Genomic DNA, 22,946 nt, shown 5'->3' on the forward strand with positions numbered 1-22,946 from the left:
TCACGGTTTGCTCCCACCCCCCGCGGCATCCATCTTCCATCTTCCCTACCTATTCGCCCGTTTCACCCGTTTTCATCTCTTTTAAGCCTGGGACGTCATGCAGATTCGAGACCTTCCGTTTTCCGACCCGGGTGCACCTGACGCGCGTTCGGGCCCCCGGTTCCTGCTGTGGCTCGGCCGGAACCAGCTCGGCGGGCAGCTGAAGTCGCTGGCGTGGGGCCTGCTGCACTTCCTGGCCGTCTCAGCGCTGCCCTACACCGTCGGCTACGCCGTGCAGGCAGTGGTCGACCGCTCCGGAGCCCGGCTCGCACTGGCGGGCGCGGTGATCATGGTGTGCGGCATCGGCATCGCGCTGGGCGACACCATGCTGCACCGGACCGCGGTCACCAACTGGATCACCGCCGCCGCCCGCGTCCAGCAGTTGCTGGCCCGCAAGACCGCACAGCTGGGATCCGCGCTCACCCGCCGCGTCGCCGCCGGCGAGGTCGTCGCCGTCTCCACGGGCGACGTCGAGAAGATCGGCTGGTTCGTCGAGGCGCTGTCGCGGTTCGCCGCGGCCGCCCTGACCGTCGTCGCGGTCTGCGTCGGCCTCGTCGTGTACCAGCCGGCGCTCGGCGTCGTCGTCGCGGTCGGCATGCCCGTGCTGGCGCTCGCCGTACTGCCACTGCTGCCGCGTGCCACGCGCCGCGCCGACCTCCAGCGGGAGAAGGCCGGGCGCGCCACCGAGCTGGCCTCGGACACCGTCGCAGGTCTGCGCGTGCTGCGCGGCATCGGCGGCGAGGAGCTCTTCCTCGACCGCTACCGCCGCGCATCGCAGGAGGTGCGTCACGCAGCCGTCCGCAACGCGCGCATGTGGTCGCTCATCTCGGCCATCCAGGTACTTCTGCCTGGGCTGCTGCTCATCGCGGTCATCTGGTACGGCGTCGGACTGGCCCAGGAGGGCCGCATCACCGTCGGCGAGCTGGTCACCGTGTACAGCGCTGTCACGCTGCTGGCCTACCCGCTGCGCCACTTCGAGGAGATCGCGATGGCGTACTCCTTCTCGCGTCCGTCCGCGAAGCGCGCGGCGCGTGTGCTGTCGCTGGAGCGGGTCACGCCGGAGGGCGGTTCGCTTGAGGCCGAGGTGCCGTCCGGCGACCTGTACGACCCGGCGACCGGGCTGCTCGCGCCCACCGGCCGGCTCACCGCCGTCGTGTGCGGCGACCCGGACGCGGCCGGCCGGCTCGCGCAGCGGCTCGGCGGGCACGCCCCGGTCGACACCTCCGAGCTGCCGTCGGTGCTGCTCGGCGGGGTACCCCTGGACGAGCTGCCGCTGGACGCCGCCCGTACGGCGGTGCTCGTGCAGGACAAGGATCCGGTGCTCCTGTCCGGCACCCTGCGCGAACTGCTCGACGTACCGGCGTCCGGAGCCGTCAGCGCCAAGGCCGCACTGGCCGCCGCCCAGTGCACGGACGTTCTGGACGCTCTCGTCCAGGGCGCGCTGGACGCGGCCGACCCGATGGACGCCCGTATCACCGAGCGCGGACGCTCCCTCTCGGGCGGGCAGCGCCAGCGGCTCGCCCTGGCCCGGTCCCTGATCACCGACCCCGAGGCCCTGGTCCTGGACGAGCCGACGTCCGCGGTCGACTCGCACACCGAGGCACACATCGCGGACGGCATCCGGAAGCTGCGGGAGGGCCGCACGACGGTCGTCTTCACCTCATCCCCGCTGCTCCTGGACCACGCCGACCGGGTCGTGCTGGTCCATGAGGGCGCGGTCTCCGCCGTCGGGGTGCACCGGGAGCTGCTGCTCGGCGAACCCCGGTACCGGGCAGTGGTGACCCGGGAGACCGATGCCGAGGCCGCCGAACGGGAGCGTGCGGACGGACCGGATGCCGGGCCGGCACCTCGGCGCCCGCAGGCGGAAGTGGAGCGGGCGCGGCTTGACGCGCTGCACGACATGGACGAATTGCAAGAGATCGAGGAGACCGCATGATCGGCTTGGCGCCACCGGCGTACGATCCGGCAGCCCCGACGACGGCGAACACCCTGCCGGTCGGTGCCCCCGCGACCGTACGCGCCTACGTGGGCGAGCTGCTGCGACGGCACCGCCGGGCGTTCGTGCTGCTCGTCACCGTCAACGCGGTCGCCGTGATCGCGTCGATGGCCGGCCCCTACCTGCTCGGCTCGCTCGTCGAGAACGTGACCGACGGAGCGCGCGAGCTTCATCTCGAGCGCACCGCCGCGCTCTTCGCCCTCGCACTGGCCGTGAACGCGGTGTTCGTGCGGGAGGTACGGCTGCGCGGAGCCACGCTCGGCGAACAGATGCTCGCCGGACTGCGCGAGGACTTCCTCGTGCGGTCCGTGGGCCTGCCGCCCGGGGTGCTCGAGCGCGCCGGCACCGGCGACCTGCTCTCACGCATCACGACGGACATCGACCGACTCGCGAACGCCATGCGGGAGGCCGTGCCCCAGCTGGCGATCGGCGTGGTCTGGGCCGCGCTGCTGCTCGGCGGCCTCGCCGTGACCGCGCCGCCGCTCGCCCCAGCCGTGCTCCTCGCGGTGCCGCTGCTGGTCGTCGGCTGCCGCTGGTACTTCAAGCGGGCCCCGTCGGCGTACCGCTCGGAGGCCGCCGGATACGCCGCCGTGGCCGCGGCGCTCACCGAGACCGTCGACGCGGGGAACACCGTGGAAGCGCACCGGCTCGGCGCACGCCGCGTCGCGCTGTCGGACCAGCGGGTCAAGGAGTGGACGGCCTGGGAGCGGTACACGCTGTACCTGCGGTCGGTCCTCTTCCCCGTCGTCAGCATCACGCACGTGACGGTGCTCGCCTCGGTGCTCATGGTCGGCGGCGTCTTCGTCCTCCAGGGATGGATCAGCGTGGGGCAGCTGACGACGGGCGCACTCATCGCGCAGATGCTGGTCGACCCGGTGGGTCTGATCCTGCGCTGGTACGACGAGCTGCAGGTGGCACAGGTCTCGCTGGCCCGGCTCGTCGGCGTGCGCGACATCGAACCGGAGGCGGGCGATCCGTCCGTGGCGCCAGAGGGCCGCGACGTGCGTGCGGACCAGGTGCACTTCGGTTACCGCGAGGGAGTCGACGTGCTGCGCGAGGTGTCGCTCGCGGTCGAACCCGGCACACGCATCGCGCTGGTCGGGCCGTCGGGAGCCGGCAAGTCGACGCTCGGCCGGCTGCTCGCCGGGATCTACGGGCCGCGCACGGGGCAGGTCACGCTGGGCGGCGCGGAGCTGTCGCGGATGCCGGCCGAGCAGGTGCGCGCGCATGTGGCCCTGGTCAACCAGGAGCACCATGTGTTCGTCGGCTCGCTGCGGGACAACCTGCTGCTGGCCCGCACGGACGCGCAGGACGCGGAGCTGTGGGCGGCGGTCGGCGCGGTCGACGCGGACAGCTGGGCGCGTGCGCTCGACGACGGCCTGGACACCGAGGTCGGCTCGGGCGGTGTCGCGCTCACCCCGGCGCAGGCGCAGCAGATCGCGCTCGCCCGGCTGGTCCTGGCCGACCCCCACACCCTGGTGCTCGACGAGGCCACGTCGCTTCTCGACCCACGGGCGGCGCGCCACCTCGAGCGGTCGCTGGCCCGCGTCCTCGACGGCCGCACCGTGGTGGCCATCGCGCACCGGCTGCACACCGCGCATGACGCGGATGTGATCGCGGTGGTCGAGAACGGCCGGATCAGCGAGCTCGGCAGCCACGACGAGCTGGTGGCGGCGGACGGGGCGTACGCGGCGCTGTGGCGGTCCTGGCACGGGTGACCGCACGGCGGGACCGCCGGCCTCTTCCGTGAACCGCAGCCCGGCCCGGTGGGTCGGGCTGCGGCCTTGTTCGGGCTGCGGCCTCGTTCTGGGTGACTGAGATGACGTCGAGCTGACTCAGATGACGTGGAGCAGGACTCAGATGACGTTCAGCGCGGCCGCGCAACCCACCCCACCGAGCACCATGAACGCCGGCATCAGCACCCTCAGCTCGACCCAGCTGCCGGCCCGGAACCGCATCGGTCCGGGCGGCCCCACCGGGTACCAGCGCTTGCGTCCTATGGGTATCGGCCAAAGGATCGGGCAGCCGGACACCGTCAGGGCGTCCCCGATGTCGTGCACGAGCGCGCCCAGCACGATCGGCAGGCCGAGCCACAGGTACTGCTGGCCCGGCGCGGTGAACAGCCAGTCCGCACCGTTGCCCGGCTTGTCCAGTATCCCGGCGAGGATCCAGGCGCTGGTCGCGGCCAGCAGCCAGACCAGCACATCGGCGCTCGAGCCGCGGGTGGCCCGCCACAGCAGGCCCTCGATGGCCAGCACCAGGTGTGCGAAGAGGATCACGAGAACCCCCCAGCGGCCTCCCGTGATGGCCAGGACCGAGGCGCCCGCACCGATCAGCACCGCCCACAGCCAGGTGTGCGTCAGAGTGCGGTGCCCGCCGGAGCGGCGCGGGTCGCCCGGCTTCCTGGTCGACTTGTAGACGGCGTAGGACAGCTTGTCGACGATCTCGCACAGCCACCGCGACAGGGGGCCGAAGGCCCGCGAGATGGTGGCCGCCTTGTGATCCAGATCGGGCGCCAGCGCGGCTCCCGCGCAGATCAGCGCCCCGACGAGCAGGACCGGCCAGGGCATCGGGTGCCCCGCGGCGGCCGCCGCTGCACCCACCCCCAGCCAGGCCGCAGCCCCTGACAGTGAATGTGCCGGTCCCATCATGGCTGCATCCCGCCCCGTTCCTCTTGCCCGCGCGGTGAGTTGTCCGCACACGCTGACGCTTTGTCGGCGCCACAGCGTAGCGTTTGCGATCTTCGTACGAGCGACCGATTCCCTCATCGGGTGCGAAGGCAGGCAAGATGGGGGCGTGACCCTCATCGATCAGCTGCCAGCGACCGCCGACCCCGATGCCCTGTACGAAGCCTTCGAGTCGTGGGCCGGAGAACGCGGCCTCACGCTCTATCCACACCAGGAAGAGGCGCTGATCGAGGTCGTCTCGGGTGCGAACGTGATCGTGTCGACGCCGACCGGGTCCGGCAAGAGCATGATCGCGGCGGGAGCGCATTTCGCGGCGCTCGCGCGCGACGAGGTCACTTTCTACACGGCGCCGATCAAGGCGCTGGTCTCGGAGAAGTTCTTCGAGCTGTGCAAGCTCTTCGGCACGGAGAACGTGGGCATGCTGACCGGCGACGCCTCGGTCAACGCCGACGCGCCGGTGATCTGCTGCACGGCCGAGGTGCTCGCGTCCATAGCGCTTCGCGACGGCAAGGACGCGGACGTCGGCCAGGTCGTGATGGACGAGTTCCACTTCTATGCGGAGGGCGACCGCGGCTGGGCCTGGCAGATTCCGCTGCTGGAACTGCCGCAGGCGCAGTTCATCCTGATGTCGGCGACGCTCGGCGACGTCTCGATGTTCGAGAAGGACCTCACGCGCCGCACCGGCCGCCCGACCGCGGTCGTCCGCTCGGCGACCCGCCCGGTCCCCCTCTCGTACGAGTACCGGCTGACGCCTCTCACGGAGACGCTCACCGAGCTCCTCGAGACCAAGCAGGCCCCCGTCTACATCGTGCACTTCACGCAGGCCCAGGCCGTGGAGCGGGCGCAGGCGCTGATGAGCATCAACATGTGCACGCGTGAGGAGAAGGACCAGATCGCCGAGCTGATCGGCAATTTCCGCTTCACCACCAAGTTCGGCCGCAATCTGTCCCGTTACGTACGGCACGGGATCGGTGTGCACCACGCGGGCATGCTGCCCAAATACCGGCGGCTGGTGGAGAAGCTGGCGCAGGCAGGCCTGCTGAAGGTGATCTGCGGTACGGACACGCTCGGCGTCGGCGTCAACGTCCCCATTCGCACGGTGCTGTTCACGGCCCTCACCAAGTACGACGGCAACCGGGTGCGAACACTGCGGGCCCGCGAGTTCCACCAGATCGCGGGGCGCGCGGGACGGGCCGGCTTCGACACCGCGGGCTTCGTCGTGGCCCAGGCGCCCGAGCACGTCATCGACAACGAGAAGGCTCTCGCCAAGGCGGGCGACGACGCGAAGAAGCGCCGCAAGGTGGTCCGCAAGAAGGCCCCCGAGGGGTTCGTCGGCTGGACCGAGAACACCTTCGAGAAGCTGATCGCCTCCGAGCCGGAGCCGCTGACCTCCCGCTTCCGGGTCACGCACACCATGCTGCTGTCGGTGATCGCCCGGCCGGGCAACGCCTTCGAGGCGATGCGGAGCCTCCTCGAGGACAACCACGAGCCGCGCAAGCAGCAGCTCAGGCACATCCGCCGTGCCATCGCGATCTACCGGTCGCTGCTGGACGGCGGCATCGTCGAGAAACTCGACAAGCCCGACGCCGAGGGCCGCATCGTGCGCCTGACGGTGGATCTGCAGCAGGACTTCGCGCTCAACCAGCCCCTGTCGACCTTCGCGCTCGCGGCGTTCGAGCTCCTCGACCCGGACTCCCCCTCCTACGCCCTCGACATGGTGTCCGTCGTCGAGTCCACGCTCGACGACCCGCGTCAGATCCTCGCGGCCCAGCAGAACAAGGCGCGCGGCGAGGCCGTGGCCGCGATGAAGGCGGACGGCGTCGAGTACGAGGAGCGCATGGAGCGGCTCCAGGACGTCTCGTACCCGAAGCCGCTCGAGGAGCTGCTCTTCCAGGCGTACAACACGTACCGCAAGAGCCATCCGTGGGTCGGCGACCATCCGCTGTCCCCGAAGTCCGTGATCCGCGACATGTACGAACGGGCGCTGTCGTTCACGGAGCTCGTGTCCGTCTACGAGCTGGCGCGGACCGAGGGCATCGTGCTGCGCTACCTCGCCGGCGCCTACAAGACCCTCGACCACACCATCCCGGACGACCTGAAGTCCGAGGACCTCCAGGACCTGATCGCCTGGCTGGGCGAGATGGTCCGCCAGGTCGACTCCAGCCTCCTCGACGAGTGGGAGCAGCTCGCCAACCCCGAGGAGATGACGGCCGAGGAGGCCCAGGAGAAGGCCGACCAGGTCAAGCCGGTCACCGCCAACGCGCGCGCGTTCCGCGTGCTCGTGCGCAACGCCATGTTCCGCCGGGTCGAGCTCGCCGCCCTCGACGATGTCGAGGAACTGGGCGAGATGGACGGCGAGTCCGGCTGGGACACGGACGCCTGGGGCGAGGCCATGGACAAGTACTGGGACGAGTACGAGGACCTCGGAACCGGGCCCGACGCACGCGGTCCCAAGCTGCTGCTGATCGAGGAGGAGCCGGAGAACGGGCTGTGGCGCGTGCGCCAGATCTTCGACGACCCCAACGGCGATCACGACTGGGGCATCAGCGCCGAGATCGACCTTGCGGCCTCCGACGCGGAGGGCCGCGCCGTCGTCCGCGTCACCGATGTCGGCCAGCTGTAGGTCCGGGGCAGTACCAGTCCCCCCCCCGGGCCGGAGTGCGAGCGCACCTCCCCTTGTGAGCACAGGAGACAACACCACATGACGAACCCAGCGGAGCGGCTCGTCGATCTGCTCGATCTCGAGCAGATCGAGGTCAACATCTTCCGCGGCCTCAGCCCGCAGGAGTCCCTGCAGCGCGTCTTCGGCGGCCAGGTCGCCGGCCAGGCGCTGGTCGCGGCGGGCCGTACCACGGACGCGGACCGCCCGGTGCACTCGCTGCACGCGTACTTCCTACGTCCGGGCCGCCCCGGCGTGCCGATCGTGTACCAGGTCGAACGGATCCGTGACGGGCGTTCCTTCACCACGCGCCGGGTCACCGCCGTGCAGCAGGGCCGCACGATCTTCAATCTGACAGCCTCCTTCCACAAGCCCGAGGAGGGGAGCTTCGAACACCAGCTGCCGCCGGCCCGCAAGGTTCCCGACCCCGAGTCGCTGCCGCCGCTCGCCGACGAGATCCGCAGTCATCTGGGTGCGCTCCCGGAGTCCCTGGAGCGCATGGCGAGGCGGCAGCCCTTCGACATCCGCTACGTGGACCGGCTGCGCTGGACCCCCGAGGAGGCCGCAGAGGCCGAACCGCGCAGCGCCGTGTGGATGCGCGCTGTCAGCCCGCTGGGCGACGACCCGCTGGTCCACACCTGCGCACTCACGTACGCGAGCGACATGACGCTCCTCGACGCCGTCCGCCTCCCCGTGGAGCCGCTGTGGGGTCAGCGCAACTTCGACATGGCGTCGCTGGACCACGCCATGTGGTTCCACCGCCCGTTCCGCGCGGACGAATGGTTCCTGTACGACCAGGAGTCCCCGATCGCGACGGGCGGCCGCGGCCTCGCCCGGGGCCGCATCTACAACCTCGAGGGCCGGCTGCTGGTCTCGGTCGTGCAGGAGGGCCTGTTCCGCAAGCTCGGCTGACCTGGGCAAGAGGTACGTCCTCGATCCGCAGCGAAGCGGGGCAATCGAACATAGGATGGACGTCGCTCGTACGGATGCACACGGGCGCAGCGGCTCATCAGGCCGCGGCGACGATCAGCTCCGGGTGGGAGACGCATGGCACAGGCCGCCGACGCAAGCCGGACCATCATCCTGACCGTGGACGACGACCCTGGCGTGTCGCGGTCCGTGGCCCGTGACCTGCGGCGACGCTACGGCGAGTCGTACAGGATCGTGCGCGCCGAGTCCGGGCAGTCGGCGCTCGACGCCCTGCGCGAGCTCAAGCTGCGGGGCGACCTCGTGGCCGTGATCCTCGCCGACTACCGGATGCCGCAGATGAACGGCATCGAGTTCCTGGAGCAGGCCCTCGACGTGTACCCGGGCGCGCGCCGCGTGCTCCTGACGGCCTACGCGGACACCAACGCGGCCATCGACGCGATCAACGTCGTCGACCTCGATCACTACCTCCTCAAGCCCTGGGATCCGCCCGAGGAGAAGCTCTACCCCGTTTTGGACGAGCTGCTGGAGGCCTGGCGGCACGCCGAGCACCGGACGGTGCCCGTCACCAAGGTCGTCGGGCACCGCTGGTCGGCGCGCTCCTCCGAGCTGCGGGAGTTCCTGGCCCGCAACCAGGTGCCGTACCGCTGGTACTCGTCCGACGAGCCGGAGGGACGACGGCTGCTCTCCGCCGCCGGCGTCGACGGCCTGCAGCTTCCCCTCGTGATCACTCCGGACGGCACGCCGCTCACCGCGCCCGACGAGCAGGAGCTCGCCGCGCATGTGGGCCTCGCGACGACGCCGGCGGCCGACTTCTACGACCTGGTCATCATCGGCGGCGGGCCCGCCGGCCTGGGAGCAGCCGTGTACGGCGCCTCGGAGGGCCTGCGCACCGTCCTCGTGGAACGCTCGGCGACCGGCGGCCAGGCGGGCCAGAGCTCCCGGATCGAGAACTACCTCGGCTTCCCGGACGGAGTCTCCGGGGCGCAGCTCACGGACCGGGCCAGGCGCCAGGCGTCGAAGTTCGGCGCGGAGATCCTGACCGCGCGCGAGGTCACCGGACTGGAGATCTGCGGCGCGGCACGCGTCGTCCGGTTCTCGGACGGGTCCACGGTCGCCGCGCACTCCGTGATCCTCGCGACGGGTGTGTCGTATCGGCAGCTGGAAGCGCCCGGCGTGGCCGACCTGACCGGCTGCGGGGTGTTCTACGGCTCGGCGCTGACCGAGGCACCCGCATGCCAGGGCCATGACGTGTACATCGTCGGAGGCGCGAACTCCGCCGGACAGGCCGCCATGTATCTGTCCCGCGGCGCCAAATCGGTCACGATCCTGGTGCGCGGATCCTCCTTGTCCGCTTCGATGTCGCACTACCTGATCCAGCAGGTCATGGACGCGCCCACGATCTCGGTGCGCACCACCACGGTCGTCGAGGCCGCCCATGGCTCGGACCATCTGGAGCAGCTCACCCTCCGCGACACGACGACCGGACACACCGAACTCGTGGACGCCCAGTGGCTGTTCGTGTTCATCGGCGCGGCCCCGCTGACCGACTGGCTGACCGGCACGGTGCTCAGGGACTCCCGCGGGTTCATTCTGACCGGTCCCGATCTGACCCCCGACGGGCATCCGCCGGCGGACTGGGAGCTGGACCGGCCGCCGTACCACCTGGAGACGAACGTCCCCGGCGTGTTCGTGGCGGGCGACGCACGCGCCGAGTCCGCCAAGCGCGTCGCTTCCGCCGTCGGAGAGGGAGCCATGGCCGTCATGCTGGTGCACCGGTATCTGGAGCAGTCGTGAACGCGCAGCCTCTGCCGTGCAGCCAGGAGGAGCTCGGCTCGCTCTTCCTGTTCGAGAAACTGACCCCCGATCAGCTCGCGCGGCTGTGCCGGGAAGGCCGCGTGGAACGGTTCGAACCCGGGCCCGTCTACACGGAGGGCGAACCGGCCACCTGCTTCTACGTATTGCTCTCGGGCAGCGTCGTCCTCTCGCGCCGTGTCCGGTCCTACGACGTGGAGACCGGCCGAAGCTCCACTCGCGGCGTGTACTCGGGAGCCTTCCAGGCCTACCTCGGCGACCGGGTGCCGCAGGTGTACAACAGCTCCATGCGGGTCACCGAGCCCTCGCGGTTCTTCGTACTGCCCGCGGACTCGTTCGCCGACATCATGCGCGAATGGTTCCCCATGGCCGTACACCTGCTGGAAGGGCTCTTCTTCGGCACCAAGAACTCCCAGGAGGCCATCGGCCAGCGAGAACGGCTCCTGGCTCTCGGCTCGCTCTCCGCCGGCCTGACCCATGAGCTGAACAACCCCGCCGCCGCAGCGGTGCGGGCCACATCGGCGCTCCGGGAGCGGGTCGCCCACATGCGCCAGAAGCTCCGCGCCATCGCCGGCGGCCCGTATCAGCGCGCCAGCCTGGAAACGCTCATCGAGGTCCAGGAACGCACCGCCGAGCGGGTCGCCAAGACCAACAGCCTCAGCCCGCTCGAGGCCTCGGACCGGGAGGACGCCATCGCCGACTGGCTCGACGACCACGGCATCTCCGGCGGATGGGACCTCGCCCCGACGTTCGTCCAGGGCGGCCTCGACACCGACTGGCTGGACCAGGTTGCGGCGACCGTGGACGAGGGCACTCTCGAGGGCGCCGTACGGTGGCTGAACTACACCGTCGAAACCGAACTCCTCATGAACGAGATCGAGGACTCGACCACTCGCGTCTCCGATCTCGTCAACGCGGCCAAGCAGTACTCGCAGCTCGACCGGGCGCCCTACCAGGTCGCCAACGTACACGAACTGCTCGACAGCACCCTGCTGATGCTCTCCGGGAAGATCGGCCCCCACATCACCGTCGTCAAGGACTACGACTGCGCCCTGCCGAAGATCCCGGCCTACCCCGGCGAGCTCAACCAGGTGTGGACCAACCTCATCGACAACGCGGTCTCCGCGATGAACAGCGCCGGCGCCGACACCGAGGGAACGCTGACCGTCCGCACCGCACTCGAAGGCGACCATGCCCTGATCGAGTTCGGCGACACGGGCCCCGGCGTGCCCGAGGAGATCCGGAACCGTATCTTCGACCCGTTCTTCACCACCAAGCCGGTGGGCGAGGGCACCGGACTCGGTCTGGACATCTCCTGGCGCATCGTCGTCAACAAGCACAACGGTGACCTCCGGGTTCAGTCCGTCCCCGGCGACACCCGCTTCCAGGTGCGCCTGCCCCTGACCGCCGCAGGCCCCGACGCCCCACAGGAGCCATCATGAGCACCACCAAAGGAATCGACCCCTCTGTTCCACCGAGCGGTACCGGATGCGCCGAGTGCGACGCCGCCGGCGGATGGTGGTTCCACCTGCGGCGCTGCGCGCAGTGCGGCCACATCGGCTGCTGCGACTCCTCACCGTCGAAGCATGCGACCGCCCACGCGCGGGCCACGGGGCACCCGGTGATCCGCAGCTTCGAACCGGGCGAAGGCTGGTTCTGGAACTACGAGACCTCCGAGATGTACGAGTCGGGGCCGCAGTTGGCTCCACCCGAGAGCCACCCTGCCGATCAGCCCGCACCCGGCCCCGCGGGACGGGTACCGGCGAACTGGGCGGACAGTCTGGACTGACAGGGCTGGGCTGACGAGTCCGACAGGGCTGGACTGATGAGTGCGCGGGTCAGGTGCCGGTGCCGCGTTTGCGGCGCATCCACCTCAGCAGGCGCCTCGACTGCTGGGCATCGGGCGGGCCGCCCAGCACTTCGGATCCCTGGCTCGCCCCTTGCTCCGGTCGTCTCGGAACAGGGATGGCCGTCCCTGATGCCGGCCGCGGGGCAGGCCGGTCCTGCCGGGCTTCAGCGAGGGCGAGCGAGAGGTTCGCACGCACCCAGAGGATCTCGTCCGGGTCGTCCGCCGTCGTGATCCGCTCGGTCAGCTGCGCCGCCGGTGAATCGGGCGCACCGTGACCCGGCGCCCGGGGCCTCAGCCGGTTCAGATAGGAGCGTTCATAGGGGTCCGGGACGAGTTCGGCGACCTGGACCGGGTCGAGCAGCGAGGTCACGATCGCGGCGCGCTCCCATGTGTCCTCCGTCCCACGCAGCAGGAACCCGATGTGACGGCCGCGCCAGTTCCGGGCGCGCAAGTCCACGCCTGCCGCGAGCTGATCCCGCAGCGCAGTGGCGACACGGCCGCTGAGCAGCGGGGTGTTGGCTGTGTTGTCGGCGAACTGCTGCACATCGTGCGCCAGATACAGCCAGACCACAGCCCTGTACCGGTTCAAGTAAAACTTCACGGGCGCCACGAGTCCGAGGCGGGCCAGCTTCGTGAACCTCGCCGAGCTGATGCCGATCAGCTCGGCTCCCTCGGTCGTGCCCACGACTCTGATCTGCTGCCGCAGCGCGTCGGGGAACCCTTCGGCGGCGCGCACGCGCTCGATCTCATCCGCGGTCACGCGGCGCCGCCCGCCGGCTCCGTCCGGCACGGTGCGAATACGTCCCAGCAGCACCGCCAGCTCGAACTCGCTCCGCTTCAAGCCGAGTTCGCGGGATGCGCGACTCTGCGTCACCGACGGCCGGTCACTGTACGCACGGTCCGATGCCGCCGCCGTCGTCGTCAGCGTGTTGCCTTTCATGCCGGTTCTCCCCCGTGAGAAGTGACGTCAGCAGCGCCTGGTGACTGCTGCCGGGGAAAACCGTAGCCCGGCCCCCGCCATCTCCGCCGAGCCTGTGGATAACTCTGACGGCAAGCACTCATGCCCAGGTCAGAGGCCATAGACTGGGGTCAGCGGTCATTGGCCGGGGCGGGGGGCAGACGCCTTCGGGTCAGAGGTCGTCGGCAGACGAGCCTTCCGGGCGCCGGGCGTCCACGGCGAGGTGCTCTCCGACGCGGTTGACGAGCAACGCCATCTCGTAGGCGACCTGGCCGATGTCGGCCTCCGCGGACGTCAGCACGCACAGGCAGCTGCCGACGCCCGCCGCCGTGACAAAGAGCACCGCCTCATCGAACTCGATCATCGTCTGGCGCACGTCGCCCGCGCCGAAGTGGCGGCCCGATCCCTTGGCAAGACTGTGCAACCCCGATGAGACGGCCGCCAGGTGCTCGGCGTCCTCGCGCCTGAGTCCGGTGCTCGAACCCGTGACGAGACCGTCGTTGGACAGCACCAGCGCATGGTGCACCGAGTCGACCCGTTCCGTCAGGTCGTCCAGCAGCCGGCCTAGTTCCCCGTTCCGCGCCATGATCCGTTCTCCCCGTTTCCGATGCGGTCGCCTCCCGTCCGGAGGGCCCGAGCCGCCAGCCTTCCCCACCGCCCCCATCCGGGCAAGCAGGATGGGGGCATGGCACAGAGGATGGCTGACGATGAATGGCGGGCCTTCGTCTCGCACGGCACCCGCACCGGCAAGCTCTCGACCGTTCGCGCCGACGGCGGTCCGCACGTGACACCGGTCTGGTTCGTACTGGACGGGGAAGATCTGGTGTTCAACACCGGGCGGGAGTCGGTGAAGGGACGCAATCTGACGCGCGACGGAAGGGTTGCGGTGTGCGTGGACGACGACCGTCCGCCGTACGCTTTCGTCGTACTGCGCGGGCACGCGGAACTGTCCGAGGACCTCGACGAGGTGCGCCGCTGGGCGACGCGGATCGGCGCGCGCTACATGGGCGAGGACAGGGCCGAGGAGTTCGGTGCCCGCAACGGCGTGCCCGGCGAACTTCTCGTGCGGGTGAGGATCGATCAGGTGGTCGCCCAGTCCGGCGTCGCGGACTGACCCCTCGCCGGAATGAGTCGCTCGCATCACCCTCGGCCGTCGTCACCCGACCGAGTCGAGCAGCCGGGCGGTGTGCATCCGCCCGGCGTACTCGACCAGCCGGATCAGCACTTCCTTCCCGGAGTCGCGGTCGCGGGCGTCGCACAGCACCACCGGCGCGCCCCGGTCGAGATCGAGGGCCCGTGACACGTCCTCGGCACCGTAGGTGCGCGCGCCAGGGAAGCAGTTCACCGCGACGACGAACGGGATGCGGCGGTGCTCGAAGTAGTCCACGGCGGGGAAGCAGTCCTCGAGCCTCCGGGTGTCCGCAAGGACGACAGCGCCGAGCGCGCCTTGCGACAGCTCGTCCCACAGGAACCAGAAGCGGTCCTGGCCCGGTGTGCCGAAGAGGTAGAGAGACAGGCCCGACCTGATGGTGATGCGGCCGAAGTCCATGGCGACGGTCGTCGTGGTCTTCTGGTCGACACCATCGGTGTCGTCGACCGACTGGCCGGCCTGGCTCAGCTGTTCCTCGGTACGCAGCGGCCTGATCTCGCTGACCGCTCCGACCAGGGTGGTCTTGCCCACTCCGAATCCGCCCGCGACCAGGATCTTCAACGCCATGGGGGCCGTCGTCCCGCCCGCGGTCTCAGAGCGCTCGGAGCCCATTGATTACCTCCCGGAGGATCTTTTCGTCGGGGAGCTGGGCGGGCGGCACCGGTCGGCTGACCGTAATGCAGCCCAGCTCCAGGAGGTCGCCGAGCAGCACCCTGACCACGCCCACGGGCAGATCGGCACCGGCGGCCAGTTCCGCGACCGACTGGGTGTCGATGCGGCACAGTTCGATCAGCGCACGGTGCTCAGGACCGAGAGCCGTTTCGTCGTAGCGCGGCGCGTTCTCGTCGAGCGTGATGAGCGCGATGAGGTCGAAGTACGCCCCGTCCGGGCCCGGCCGGGTCCGGCCGCCCGTCATCGCGTACGGGCGGACGAGGGGGCCCGCGTCGTTGTCGTACCACCGGTTGCCGGGCTGCCCGGGGGCGCCCGGCCTGTCCTCGTTCATGTGCGTCGCCGTTCTCGGTCATCCGCCGGCAGGCGGGCGTGCGGGCACGCGCGCGGGGGTGTGCAGATGCTCGCCGACCCGCTTCACCAGCCGCGCCATCTCGTAGGCCACGAGACCGATGTCGGCCGTCGCGGCGGTGAGGACGGCGAGGCAGGAACCGCTGCCCGCTGCGGCGACGAACAGGAAGCCCTCGTCCAGCTCGACCATGGTCTGGCGTACTCCGCCGATGCCGAACTGGCGGCCGGCGCCCTTGGCGAGGCTGTGGAAGCCGGAGGCCACGGCGGCCAGATGTTCGGCGTCCTCGCGGGTGAGAGCGGTCGACGCGCCGACGGCCAGGCCGTCGTTCGACAGCACCACGGCGTGCCGGACCTCGGTGACGCGGAGGACCAAGTCGTCCAGCAGCCAGTCCAGTTCGCCGGACCGCTGAGCGGTCCCCGTGCTCGGGTCCTGGATCATGCGTGGTCTCCTTCGCTGCTGTCTGCGCCCGGCCCGGAGCCGGGTCTACGGGGGGCGGAGCCGGTGCCGGGCGGCCGGCCGCCGCCGCGCGCCCAGCCGTCGCGGTACGCCGCCATGCGCTGACGCACCTGCTCCGGAGTGCGCTCGTGGTTGTTCTGGGGGCTCGTGTTCGGTGCTGGTTCCTCGGCGCGGTGCTCGCGCAGCTGCGGCGCCAGGCTCGCCTGGCGGACGCGCCGGGGCAGTCCCTCCGGCCCGTCCGCGCGGGAGTCGTCCCCCGGGGACGGCCGGTGCAGGCGGAGGGTGGCGACGCCCGGTGGGGGCGCCGGCTCTGACGATGTGCCGGGCGTCTCGCGGGCGGCCGGCACGGGTGCGACGAGGGCGGGGCGGGGCGGCGCCTCGGCCGGGGCCGAGGCGTGGTCGGTGTGCTGCAGGCCCGGTTCCTGCACGCGCGCGTAGTGCCTCTCCTCGCCCGCCCCTGTGTCTGTTGTGAGGGCTGTGGGCTGTTCGGTGGTGCCGGTATGCAGCAGCGCGGTGGGCAGCAGGACGACCGCGGTGGTGCCGCCGTACGGGGAGGTCCTCAGGTGCACTTTGATGCTGTGGCGGGCTGAGAGCCTGCTGACCACGAAGAGCCCGAGCCGGTCGCTGTCGAACAGATCGAGCGCCTCGGACTGGGCGATGCGCCGGTTGGCCTCGGCGAGGGTGTCCTTGCCCATGCCGAGTCCACGGTCCTCGATCTCCAGGGCGTAGCCGTTGCCGACAGGCTCGCCGTTGATCCGCACCTTGGTGTGGGGTGGCGAGAACTGGGCTGCGTTCTCTACGAGTTCGGCAAGGAGGTGGGTGAGGTCGGCCACCGCTGAACCGGTCACGGAGGCATCGGGGAGGTGTCGTACCTCCACGCGCGCGTAGTCCTCGATTTCGGAGACCGCCGCGCGCACCACGTTGGTCAGCGAGACGGGCATCCGCCAGGCCCGGCCCGGCGCGGATCCCGAGAGGATGATCAGGCTCTCCGCATGCCGCCGCATTCGGGTGGTCAGGTGGTCCAGGCGGAACAGGTCGCCCAGCTCGTTCGGGTCCTCGGCCCTGCGTTCCATGCTGTCGAGGAGGCTGAGCTGACGGTGGACCAGGACCTGGCTGCGACGGGCCAGGTTGACGAAGACTCCGGAGATGCCGCTGGCGAGCTCCGCCCGCTCGATGGCGGCCCGCAGAGCGGCCCGGTGGACCGTGCCGAGGGCTTCGGAGACCTGGCCGACCTCGTCCTCGGCGGGCGGCCCCGGCGGTGCCTCGGCGCGGATGTCGATCTCCTCGCCGGAGCGCAGCCGCCGCATGGCGCCCGGGAGTTTGCGGCGGGCGATCTCCAGGGCGCTGTTGCGCAGGCTGACGAGTTCGACGACGAGGCCGCGGCCGATGCGTACGGAGATCACGAGGGAGGCGGCGACCGCGGCGAGACCCAGCAGGACTGCGGCGCCTGCCGAGGTCAGGACGCCTCGGGTGAACGGGTCGGCCCTGTCCGCGGCCCTGCGTGCCGCATCCGACTGGATGGTGCGGACCTCGTCCTGCACGGTGGCGTGAGCCGAGTCCCACGAGGTCGCCGGGGCGGCGGCCATCGCCTTGCTCCCGGCCGGCGCGGCGAGCACCTTGTCCTCGACGGAGGTCGTCGCGGCGTAGGCATCGCTGTCCGCGAGGTCTCGCCAGGCGGCACGGTCGGGTCCGCGCAGGTCCGCGGCCGCCGAGTCCGTCAGGGTCCGCCGGGTGTCGACGGCCCCGATGAACAGGCGAAGCCGCTCACCGTCGAGGGAACCGGTGAGACGCGCACTGGACAGCAGTGCGTCCTCGCGTGCCAGCATCTCGCCGGCCTGTGAGAACTCGAGCAGCACGCGCGCGTCGGAGCCCAGTTCGGCGTCCTGGATCCCGGTCAGGGAGCCGCCGACACCGAAGGCGTTGGAGATGGTCTTGGTGTACTGCTCGTACGCCGGGTCCCAGCCTGTCCGGCGCTCCAGCACAGCGGTGCGCAGTGCGCGCAGGCGCTCGGCCCCGTCGACGAAGGTGCCAAGACGTTCCGCCACGCCCGTGGGGAGGTCGGCACCGTCGGCGACGGTGTGGTGGTCGTCGAGCCGCAGCCCGGCCACCGCGCGGTCGGTCAGTCCGGCCAGTTTCCTGAGTTCGTCCGCGCGTCCGGCGGCGGGCCGCGTCGCGTACCGCACGGCGGCGGATCGTTCCGCCTGTAGGGCGGCGACCGCGTCGGCGACCGGTGCACGCACCTCGGTGTCGACGCGCTGCAACTGGCGCAGCCGTGCGACGTCCTGGGCTGTGCTGACGGTGGCGTACGCCCACAGCGCCAACAGCGACATGACCGGCACCATGAGCAGGCAGACGATCTTCGCCCGTACGGTGCGCGGCCGCATCCGCCATCCTCCCGCGCGCGCGGGAGACCAGGGAGCGCGCGGTGGCGCCCCGCCGTCCGCGTCCCGGCCGGGATGCTCGACGGCGGGTGGTCCGGCGTGGGCGCGGCGGCCGCGCGCAGGGGGCGCGGAACGGGGCGGTGCGGCGGTCGTCTGGTTCCTTCGGGGTGTGCGCATGGCCTCCTCGCTCGGAAGGATTCGGGGGCGTGCCTGCCGGGCCGTGCTGGCCGGGCGTGCCTGCCGGACCGTCGTCGGCCCGGACCGCCGCTATCGGGCGACGCTCTCGACCGGCCGCTGGGCCGATGCGGAGGCCTCGCGCTCCCCCGCCGTGGGGGACAGCGCGACGAACGCCGAGGTCAGGAACAAGTACGAACCGAGGCCCACGGCGAGGGGGAAGACGAACTGCATGACCGTGGCCCCGGAAAGTGCCGCGCTGGAGGGGGCGACCTGCACGCTCACGGCCATCATTCCGGTGTAGTGCATGCTGCTCACCGCCCCGCCCATGACGAGGGAGGCGACGGCGACCGCGATGGGCGACTTGATGTTGAGCCCCGCCCAGAGGGCCGCGGTCGCCGCGACCACGGCGATCACGACGGAGAGCGCGACGAGCAGCGGGTTGTAGTCCACATCGCCGTGCAGCCGCAGGGCCGCCATGCCGAGGTAGTGCATGCTCGCGACGCCGAGTCCCGTCGTCAGGCCGCCCAGTGCGAGCGCCCGGCCGCGGTCGCGGCTGTAGCCGACGGCGAAGACGCCGGCGCCGACGACGACCATCGCGACGATCAGGCTGAGGATGGTCAGCGGCACGTTGTAGCGGATCTCCGTGCCGCTGACGCTGAAGCCGAGCATCGCCACGAAGTGCATCGTCCAGATACCTGTGCCGATGGCGGAGGCGGCGGTGATGAGCCAGTTGCGACGGGAGCGTCCGGTGGCGGCGAGTGCGCGGACGGTGCAGCGCAGGCCGAGCGCAGCACCGATGCACGCCATCACGTATGACAGCACGGGGGTAAGCCAGCCGAAGGCGGCGTGGTCCAGGTGTCCCATGGCCCAGGGACGCTAGCCCCGGCCGGGTCGCACAAAAGGCGAACATTTCGAAAGGTGCTGGAATATGACAGAGAGATGTACCTGAACGATCGCGTCACGCTCGAACATGTTGCATGGTCCCCGTGTGCACGGAGTGGAGGATCATGGGTGCATGACCGACGACCACACAGGGGTTCAGGAGTTCTTCGCGGCCCGCGCGGCCGGCTGGGACGCGCGCTTCCCCGATGACGGTCCCGCCTATCGCGCCGCTGTCGACGAGCTCGGACTGCGCCCGGGCAGTCGTGTCCTGGACGCGGGATGCGGCACGGGACGCGCCCTGCCGGCGCTCCGGGACGCCGTGGGGCCCTCCGGGGTGGTGCTCGGTGCCGACCTGACACCGGCGATGCTGGAGGCCGCCGTGCGGGCCGGCAGGGACCACGCAGGGCTTCTTCTGCTCGCCGACGCCGCACGGCTGCCGCTGAGAACGGAGTCGCTCGACGCAGTGTTCGCGGCAGGCCTGATCGCGCATCTGCCGGAACCGGCCGAGAACCTGCGGGAGTTGGCACGCGTGGTCCGCACCGGCGGCCTGCTCGCCCTGTTCCACCCCATCGGCCGGGCGGCGCTGGCCGCGCGGCAGGGCCGCCGGATCACCCCGGACGACCTGCGGGCCGAGAACAATCTCGGCCCGCTGCTGGAGAGCTCGGGCTGGCGTATGACGTCGTACGTCGACGAGGACACCCGGTTCATGGCACTGGCCGTGCGTCAGGCGTGAGACCACGAGGTACAAATGCGGGGGCGTCGATCTATGGTGGCGGTCCGACAGGGGGAAGGTGGCCACATGTTTGACAGGCTCCGCAAGTTCTTACGCGGCGAGACGGCAGAACCGGTGCAGAAACGAACGCACAACGTCTTCGAATCGGCGGCCGCCTACGTCTCGGCGTGCGCCGAGGACGACCAGGACCAGATGGACGAGGCGGCTTCCTGGGTGTCACCAGAAGCCCTGTCCTTCGGCGTCAGAGAACTGGCGTGCCGCGCGGTCGTCGCACTCGCCCGCGAGCGCGACGAGTCCCCTCAGACCGTCGCTCGTACCCTCCTCGGCCTGCCCGCCGCCTGACGTCGGTGCGGGCCGGGTCCGCGCACACCGGAGCGGCGCTCACGGGGTGCCCGTATCGACCGCGTGGACCAGCCGTTCGCGGATCTCGCGCACGGTGCGCGGACGGTTGCAGGCCGGCCCGTACGCGCGCGTGGTCAACCGCCTTCTTGCACGAATTGCGGCACGGCAGGCTGACGAAGTGCGTGCGTGATCCGGACATGTCCGTGATCGTGAGCCGACCTGCGGCGGCCGCGATCGAATTCCTGTCCATAGGCCCTCGACGTGCTCGTCCGCCAATGGTTAGGGTGCGCCGACGAACGAAGCGATGGGGAGGCTGGGATGGCCGGGACGGACGAGGCCGTCGCCGCTGCCGAGGACGACGCGCTCTACGTACTGACAGCGGTGCTGCTCACGCCCGCTCAGTTCCCGAGCGTGCTGGGCGACGACTATCCGGAGGCGTGCGCGGCACTGGACCTCGCACCTCTCGCCGACGGCTACGGCCTGGTGCTCGGGCAGGACGGCGCGGGCGCGCGCTGGACCGTGGTCGTCGACGACGTGTCACTGGTGGCCGTCGCGATCGCGTCCTGGGACTGCGGCATGGAGTACGACCTGTCGCCCGACGAGCGCACGGTGGTGGCCGCGTTGCCGGGCTGGCCCCTCGCGGTGGCCGTCGCGGCGCCCGGCGTGCCCGAACCGCACGATCCCGAGCCTGACCCCGAACTCACCGTCCGGCCGCCGCTCTCGCCGCCCGACACCAGCACCTGGGGAGCGGCCCAAAGGCGGCTCGGAGCCGACGAGATCGCGCTCCAGTGGGCGGCCTGGCGGGAGCAGATCGACGACGCCGACTTCGCCCCCGCCGGCGCACCCGACAGCGATGGCGCGGAGGAGCCGGCCGCGGAAGCCGGCCAGGAGGACGGCGGGCACAAGCCGCACAGCGGCGTACGGCGGGTCCTCGCGGAGGCACGTTCCTACCTGGACACTCCGCCGCCTCTGGGACGTGTGCGTTCCTCCTTCGCCTCCGGCGAGGCGCGCACGCTGCGTGCCGACGGACCGGGCTGGTCACTGGTCGCCCGGACCGACGACATCGCGTTCGTGCTGCTCGACGACGAGCCCGGAGAGGTGCTGCCGGTCGGCCGGGGACCTGAGCTTCCCGGACTTCTCGAGGCGCTCGACAAGATGGCCGTACGTCCCTCCTGAGGCATCCCGGGGCGCGCACCGCGGAGAACCGGGGATACGCGCCCCACATACAACGCCACTGGCCCATATGGTCCGCACCCATAGCTGCCTTCCGGCGACAACAGCACGATGAGGCCGCCCACCCGCCGCTTCGTTCCGTCGTGTCACGGAGGCTCTCATGCGTGTGTCCAGAGGTGTTCCGCCGCGTGTGTCCAGAGGTGTTCCGCTGCTCGCCGCAGCTGTGCTGGCGGTGATCTCCTCAGGCCCGGCCGCGGCGGGGTCCGCATCCGGCCGCCCGGCGGACTCCGGCGGTGCTCACTGCGCCCGGCAGGAACAGGTCCAGGTCCCCGGCGCCGCGCACCAGCAGCTCGCCTGCCTGCCCGACCTGACGACGGCGGCGCTCGCCGGAACGCCGTACACAGACACGGCTGACCAGGCAGGACTCACCGCGGCGGGCACCCGCAACCCGTCCGGGGTCCCCGGGCTGCAGATCGACGGGCACTTCCCGGACACCTCGCACTTCAACGCCACACACGGCTGGCAGCACGACGCACAGTTCGTGATCCGCCTGCCCGACCGCTGGAACGGAGGGCTCGTGGTCACGGGGGCGCCCGGCACCCGCAAGCAGTACGCGACGGACAAGGCCATCTCCGACCAGGTGCTTGCCCTGGGTTATGCGTACGCGGCCACCGACAAGGGCAACAGTGGGCCGGACTTCTACCGTGACGGCAGGCGCCCCGGCGATGCGGTGGCCGAATGGAACATGCGCACCACCCAGCTCACGCGCGCCGCTCGGCAGGCGGTGGCCAAGCGGTACGGCCAGGCCCCGCGGCGTACCTACATGACCGGGATCTCCAACGGCGGCTATCTGACGCGCTGGCAGCTCGAGAACCACCCGGAGCTGTACGACGGCGGGGTCGACTGGGAGGGCGCGCTCTGGACCGCGGAGGGCCCGAATCTGCTCACTTCCCTGCCCTCGGCGGTGGCCCGGAGCCTGGGGAAGGCCCGGGACGAGGATCTGTACGCGGTGGGGTTCGCGCGGGGGTCCGAGTTCCTGTGGCCGTACCACGAGAAGGCGTACTGGGGGGTGACGCAGAAGATCTACCGTGCAGAGTTCGACCCGTCGTACGACACCGCATGCCCAGGCCCCTCGGCCGGTTCGACGGCGGAGCAGATCCTGGCGCCGTGTGCCTCGGACGCGGCGTACGACTACGCGTCGCGCCCCGCGTCCGTCCACCGTGCGGTCGCACGCGTCGCGCTGACGGGCCGCATCGGCAGGCCGCTGATCACGCTGCACAGCGATCTCGACGCGCTGCTGCCGAAAGCCGCCGACTCCGATGTGTACGCCCGGATGATCGACGGCAGGGGCCGTGCCGGTCTGCACCGGTACTACACCGTCGAAGGCGGCACGCACACCGACGGCCTGTACGACGCGTATCCGGACCGGCTGCGGCCCATCCTGCCGTGCTACCGGGCGGCCTTCGGTGCGCTCACCGCCTGGGTCGAGGACGGATCCGTGCCGCCCGCGGACCGCACCATCGGCCGTCCTGCGAGCGGCGACGTCGTCAATTCCTGCACGCTCTAGGTGTATTGCCCCGCAGGGTTGTTGACTCGGGTGATGGGCGGCTGGCCTCCGAGTGCGGTGTGGCAGCGATGGTAGTTGTAGTCGTGGAGGAAGCTGTCGAGGGCTGCGCTGCGTTCGTCGTTGCTGGTGTAGGG

The 22,946-nt window shown here is 70.8% G+C and carries 21 protein-coding genes; 12 read left to right on the top strand and 9 right to left on the bottom strand.

Annotated elements, in window-relative coordinates; genetic code table 11:
- The first annotated feature begins 97 nt into the window (after positions 1–97).
- Positions 98–1,975 (top strand): ABC transporter transmembrane domain-containing protein, encoded by a 1,878-nt coding sequence (locus ACWD4J_RS40125; protein ID WP_451400492.1) that lies wholly within the window; start codon positions 98–100, stop codon positions 1,973–1,975.
- Positions 1,972–3,753, top strand: coding sequence for an ABC transporter ATP-binding protein (locus ACWD4J_RS40130; protein ID WP_451400493.1), 1,782 nt, complete (start codon positions 1,972–1,974; stop codon positions 3,751–3,753). The genes ACWD4J_RS40125 and ACWD4J_RS40130 overlap by 4 nt, the downstream gene beginning before the upstream one ends.
- 138 nt (positions 3,754–3,891) lie before the next feature.
- Here ACWD4J_RS40130 and ACWD4J_RS40135 read toward each other — a convergent pair whose 3' ends face one another.
- Complete coding sequence (locus ACWD4J_RS40135; protein WP_451400494.1) at positions 3,892–4,686, bottom strand: metal-dependent hydrolase; 795 nt, start codon at positions 4,684–4,686, stop codon at positions 3,892–3,894.
- A 145-nt stretch (positions 4,687–4,831) separates the two neighbouring features.
- Here ACWD4J_RS40135 and ACWD4J_RS40140 point away from each other — a divergent pair, with 145 nt between their 5' ends.
- From ACWD4J_RS40140 to ACWD4J_RS40160, 5 genes are all read left to right on the top strand, one after another.
- Positions 4,832–7,345, top strand: coding sequence for a DEAD/DEAH box helicase (locus tag ACWD4J_RS40140; protein WP_451400495.1), 2,514 nt, complete (start codon positions 4,832–4,834; stop codon positions 7,343–7,345).
- Positions 7,346–7,423: 78 nt separating this feature from the next.
- Entirely contained in the window at positions 7,424–8,293 is an 870-nt protein-coding gene (locus ACWD4J_RS40145) for an acyl-CoA thioesterase (protein ID WP_451400496.1), read from the top strand.
- 135 nt (positions 8,294–8,428) lie between these two features.
- On the top strand, positions 8,429–10,105 hold the full coding sequence (locus ACWD4J_RS40150) for an FAD-dependent oxidoreductase (RefSeq protein WP_451400497.1): 1,677 nt from the start codon (positions 8,429–8,431) through the stop codon (positions 10,103–10,105).
- Positions 10,102–11,565 (top strand): ATP-binding protein, encoded by a 1,464-nt coding sequence (locus tag ACWD4J_RS40155; protein WP_451400498.1) that lies wholly within the window; start codon positions 10,102–10,104, stop codon positions 11,563–11,565. The genes ACWD4J_RS40150 and ACWD4J_RS40155 overlap by 4 nt, the downstream gene beginning before the upstream one ends.
- Complete coding sequence (locus tag ACWD4J_RS40160) at positions 11,562–11,912, top strand: UBP-type zinc finger domain-containing protein (RefSeq protein ID WP_451400499.1); 351 nt, start codon at positions 11,562–11,564, stop codon at positions 11,910–11,912. The genes ACWD4J_RS40155 and ACWD4J_RS40160 overlap by 4 nt, the downstream gene beginning before the upstream one ends.
- Before the next feature lie 49 nt (positions 11,913–11,961).
- Here ACWD4J_RS40160 and ACWD4J_RS40165 read toward each other — a convergent pair whose 3' ends face one another.
- Both ACWD4J_RS40165 and ACWD4J_RS40170 read right to left on the bottom strand, forming a co-directional pair.
- Complete coding sequence (locus ACWD4J_RS40165; RefSeq protein WP_451400500.1) at positions 11,962–12,912, bottom strand: DUF6397 family protein; 951 nt, start codon at positions 12,910–12,912, stop codon at positions 11,962–11,964.
- 190 nt (positions 12,913–13,102) lie between these two features.
- Positions 13,103–13,516 (bottom strand): roadblock/LC7 domain-containing protein, encoded by a 414-nt coding sequence (locus ACWD4J_RS40170; RefSeq protein WP_451400501.1) that lies wholly within the window; start codon positions 13,514–13,516, stop codon positions 13,103–13,105.
- Between the two features lie 99 nt (positions 13,517–13,615).
- Between ACWD4J_RS40170 and ACWD4J_RS40175 the strand changes: the two genes are divergently transcribed.
- Positions 13,616–14,044, top strand: coding sequence for a PPOX class F420-dependent oxidoreductase (locus ACWD4J_RS40175; RefSeq protein WP_451400502.1), 429 nt, complete (start codon positions 13,616–13,618; stop codon positions 14,042–14,044).
- 42 nt (positions 14,045–14,086) lie between these two features.
- On the opposite strand, the gene ACWD4J_RS40180 is transcribed toward ACWD4J_RS40175, so the two are convergent.
- The 5 genes from ACWD4J_RS40180 to ACWD4J_RS40200 form a co-directional block, all read right to left on the bottom strand.
- The gene (locus tag ACWD4J_RS40180; RefSeq protein ID WP_451400503.1) at positions 14,087–14,692 is read right to left on the bottom strand and encodes a GTP-binding protein; all 606 of its coding nucleotides are present in this window, start codon (positions 14,690–14,692) and stop codon (positions 14,087–14,089) included.
- Positions 14,673–15,083, bottom strand: coding sequence for a DUF742 domain-containing protein (locus ACWD4J_RS40185; RefSeq protein WP_451400504.1), 411 nt, complete (start codon positions 15,081–15,083; stop codon positions 14,673–14,675). The genes ACWD4J_RS40180 and ACWD4J_RS40185 overlap by 20 nt, the downstream gene beginning before the upstream one ends.
- Positions 15,084–15,101: 18 nt before the next feature.
- Entirely contained in the window at positions 15,102–15,539 is a 438-nt protein-coding gene (locus ACWD4J_RS40190; protein WP_451400505.1) for a roadblock/LC7 domain-containing protein, read from the bottom strand.
- Positions 15,536–18,115 (bottom strand): sensor histidine kinase, encoded by a 2,580-nt coding sequence (locus tag ACWD4J_RS40195; protein ID WP_451400506.1) that lies wholly within the window; start codon positions 18,113–18,115, stop codon positions 15,536–15,538. The genes ACWD4J_RS40190 and ACWD4J_RS40195 overlap by 4 nt, the downstream gene beginning before the upstream one ends.
- Positions 18,116–18,205: 90 nt before the next feature.
- Complete coding sequence (locus ACWD4J_RS40200) at positions 18,206–18,979, bottom strand: MHYT domain-containing protein (protein WP_451400507.1); 774 nt, start codon at positions 18,977–18,979, stop codon at positions 18,206–18,208.
- Positions 18,980–19,130: 151 nt separating this feature from the next.
- On the opposite strand from ACWD4J_RS40200, the gene ACWD4J_RS40205 reads away from it, so the two are divergent.
- The 4 genes from ACWD4J_RS40205 to ACWD4J_RS40220 all read left to right on the top strand — a co-directional run bounded on the left by ACWD4J_RS40205 (position 19,131) and on the right by ACWD4J_RS40220 (position 22,812).
- Positions 19,131–19,730, top strand: a complete 600-nt coding sequence (locus ACWD4J_RS40205; RefSeq protein WP_451400508.1) for a class I SAM-dependent methyltransferase — start codon at positions 19,131–19,133, stop codon at positions 19,728–19,730.
- A 66-nt stretch (positions 19,731–19,796) separates the two neighbouring features.
- Positions 19,797–20,072 (top strand): hypothetical protein, encoded by a 276-nt coding sequence (locus tag ACWD4J_RS40210; protein ID WP_451400509.1) that lies wholly within the window; start codon positions 19,797–19,799, stop codon positions 20,070–20,072.
- A gap of 318 nt (positions 20,073–20,390) precedes the next feature.
- Positions 20,391–21,248 (top strand): hypothetical protein, encoded by an 858-nt coding sequence (locus tag ACWD4J_RS40215; RefSeq protein WP_451400510.1) that lies wholly within the window; start codon positions 20,391–20,393, stop codon positions 21,246–21,248.
- Between the two features lie 157 nt (positions 21,249–21,405).
- Positions 21,406–22,812 carry a tannase/feruloyl esterase family alpha/beta hydrolase gene (locus tag ACWD4J_RS40220; RefSeq protein WP_451400511.1) on the top strand — a complete coding sequence of 469 codons (1,407 nt, stop codon included), beginning with the start codon at positions 21,406–21,408 and terminating at the stop codon, positions 22,810–22,812.
- On the opposite strand, the gene ACWD4J_RS40225 is transcribed toward ACWD4J_RS40220, so the two are convergent.
- Positions 22,809–22,946, bottom strand: a 138-nt coding sequence (locus ACWD4J_RS40225; protein ID WP_451400512.1) for an integrase core domain-containing protein, incomplete at its 5' end; no start/stop codon positions are given. The genes ACWD4J_RS40220 and ACWD4J_RS40225 overlap by 4 nt on opposite strands.

This window comes from Streptomyces sp. NPDC002577 (assembly GCF_053594815.1).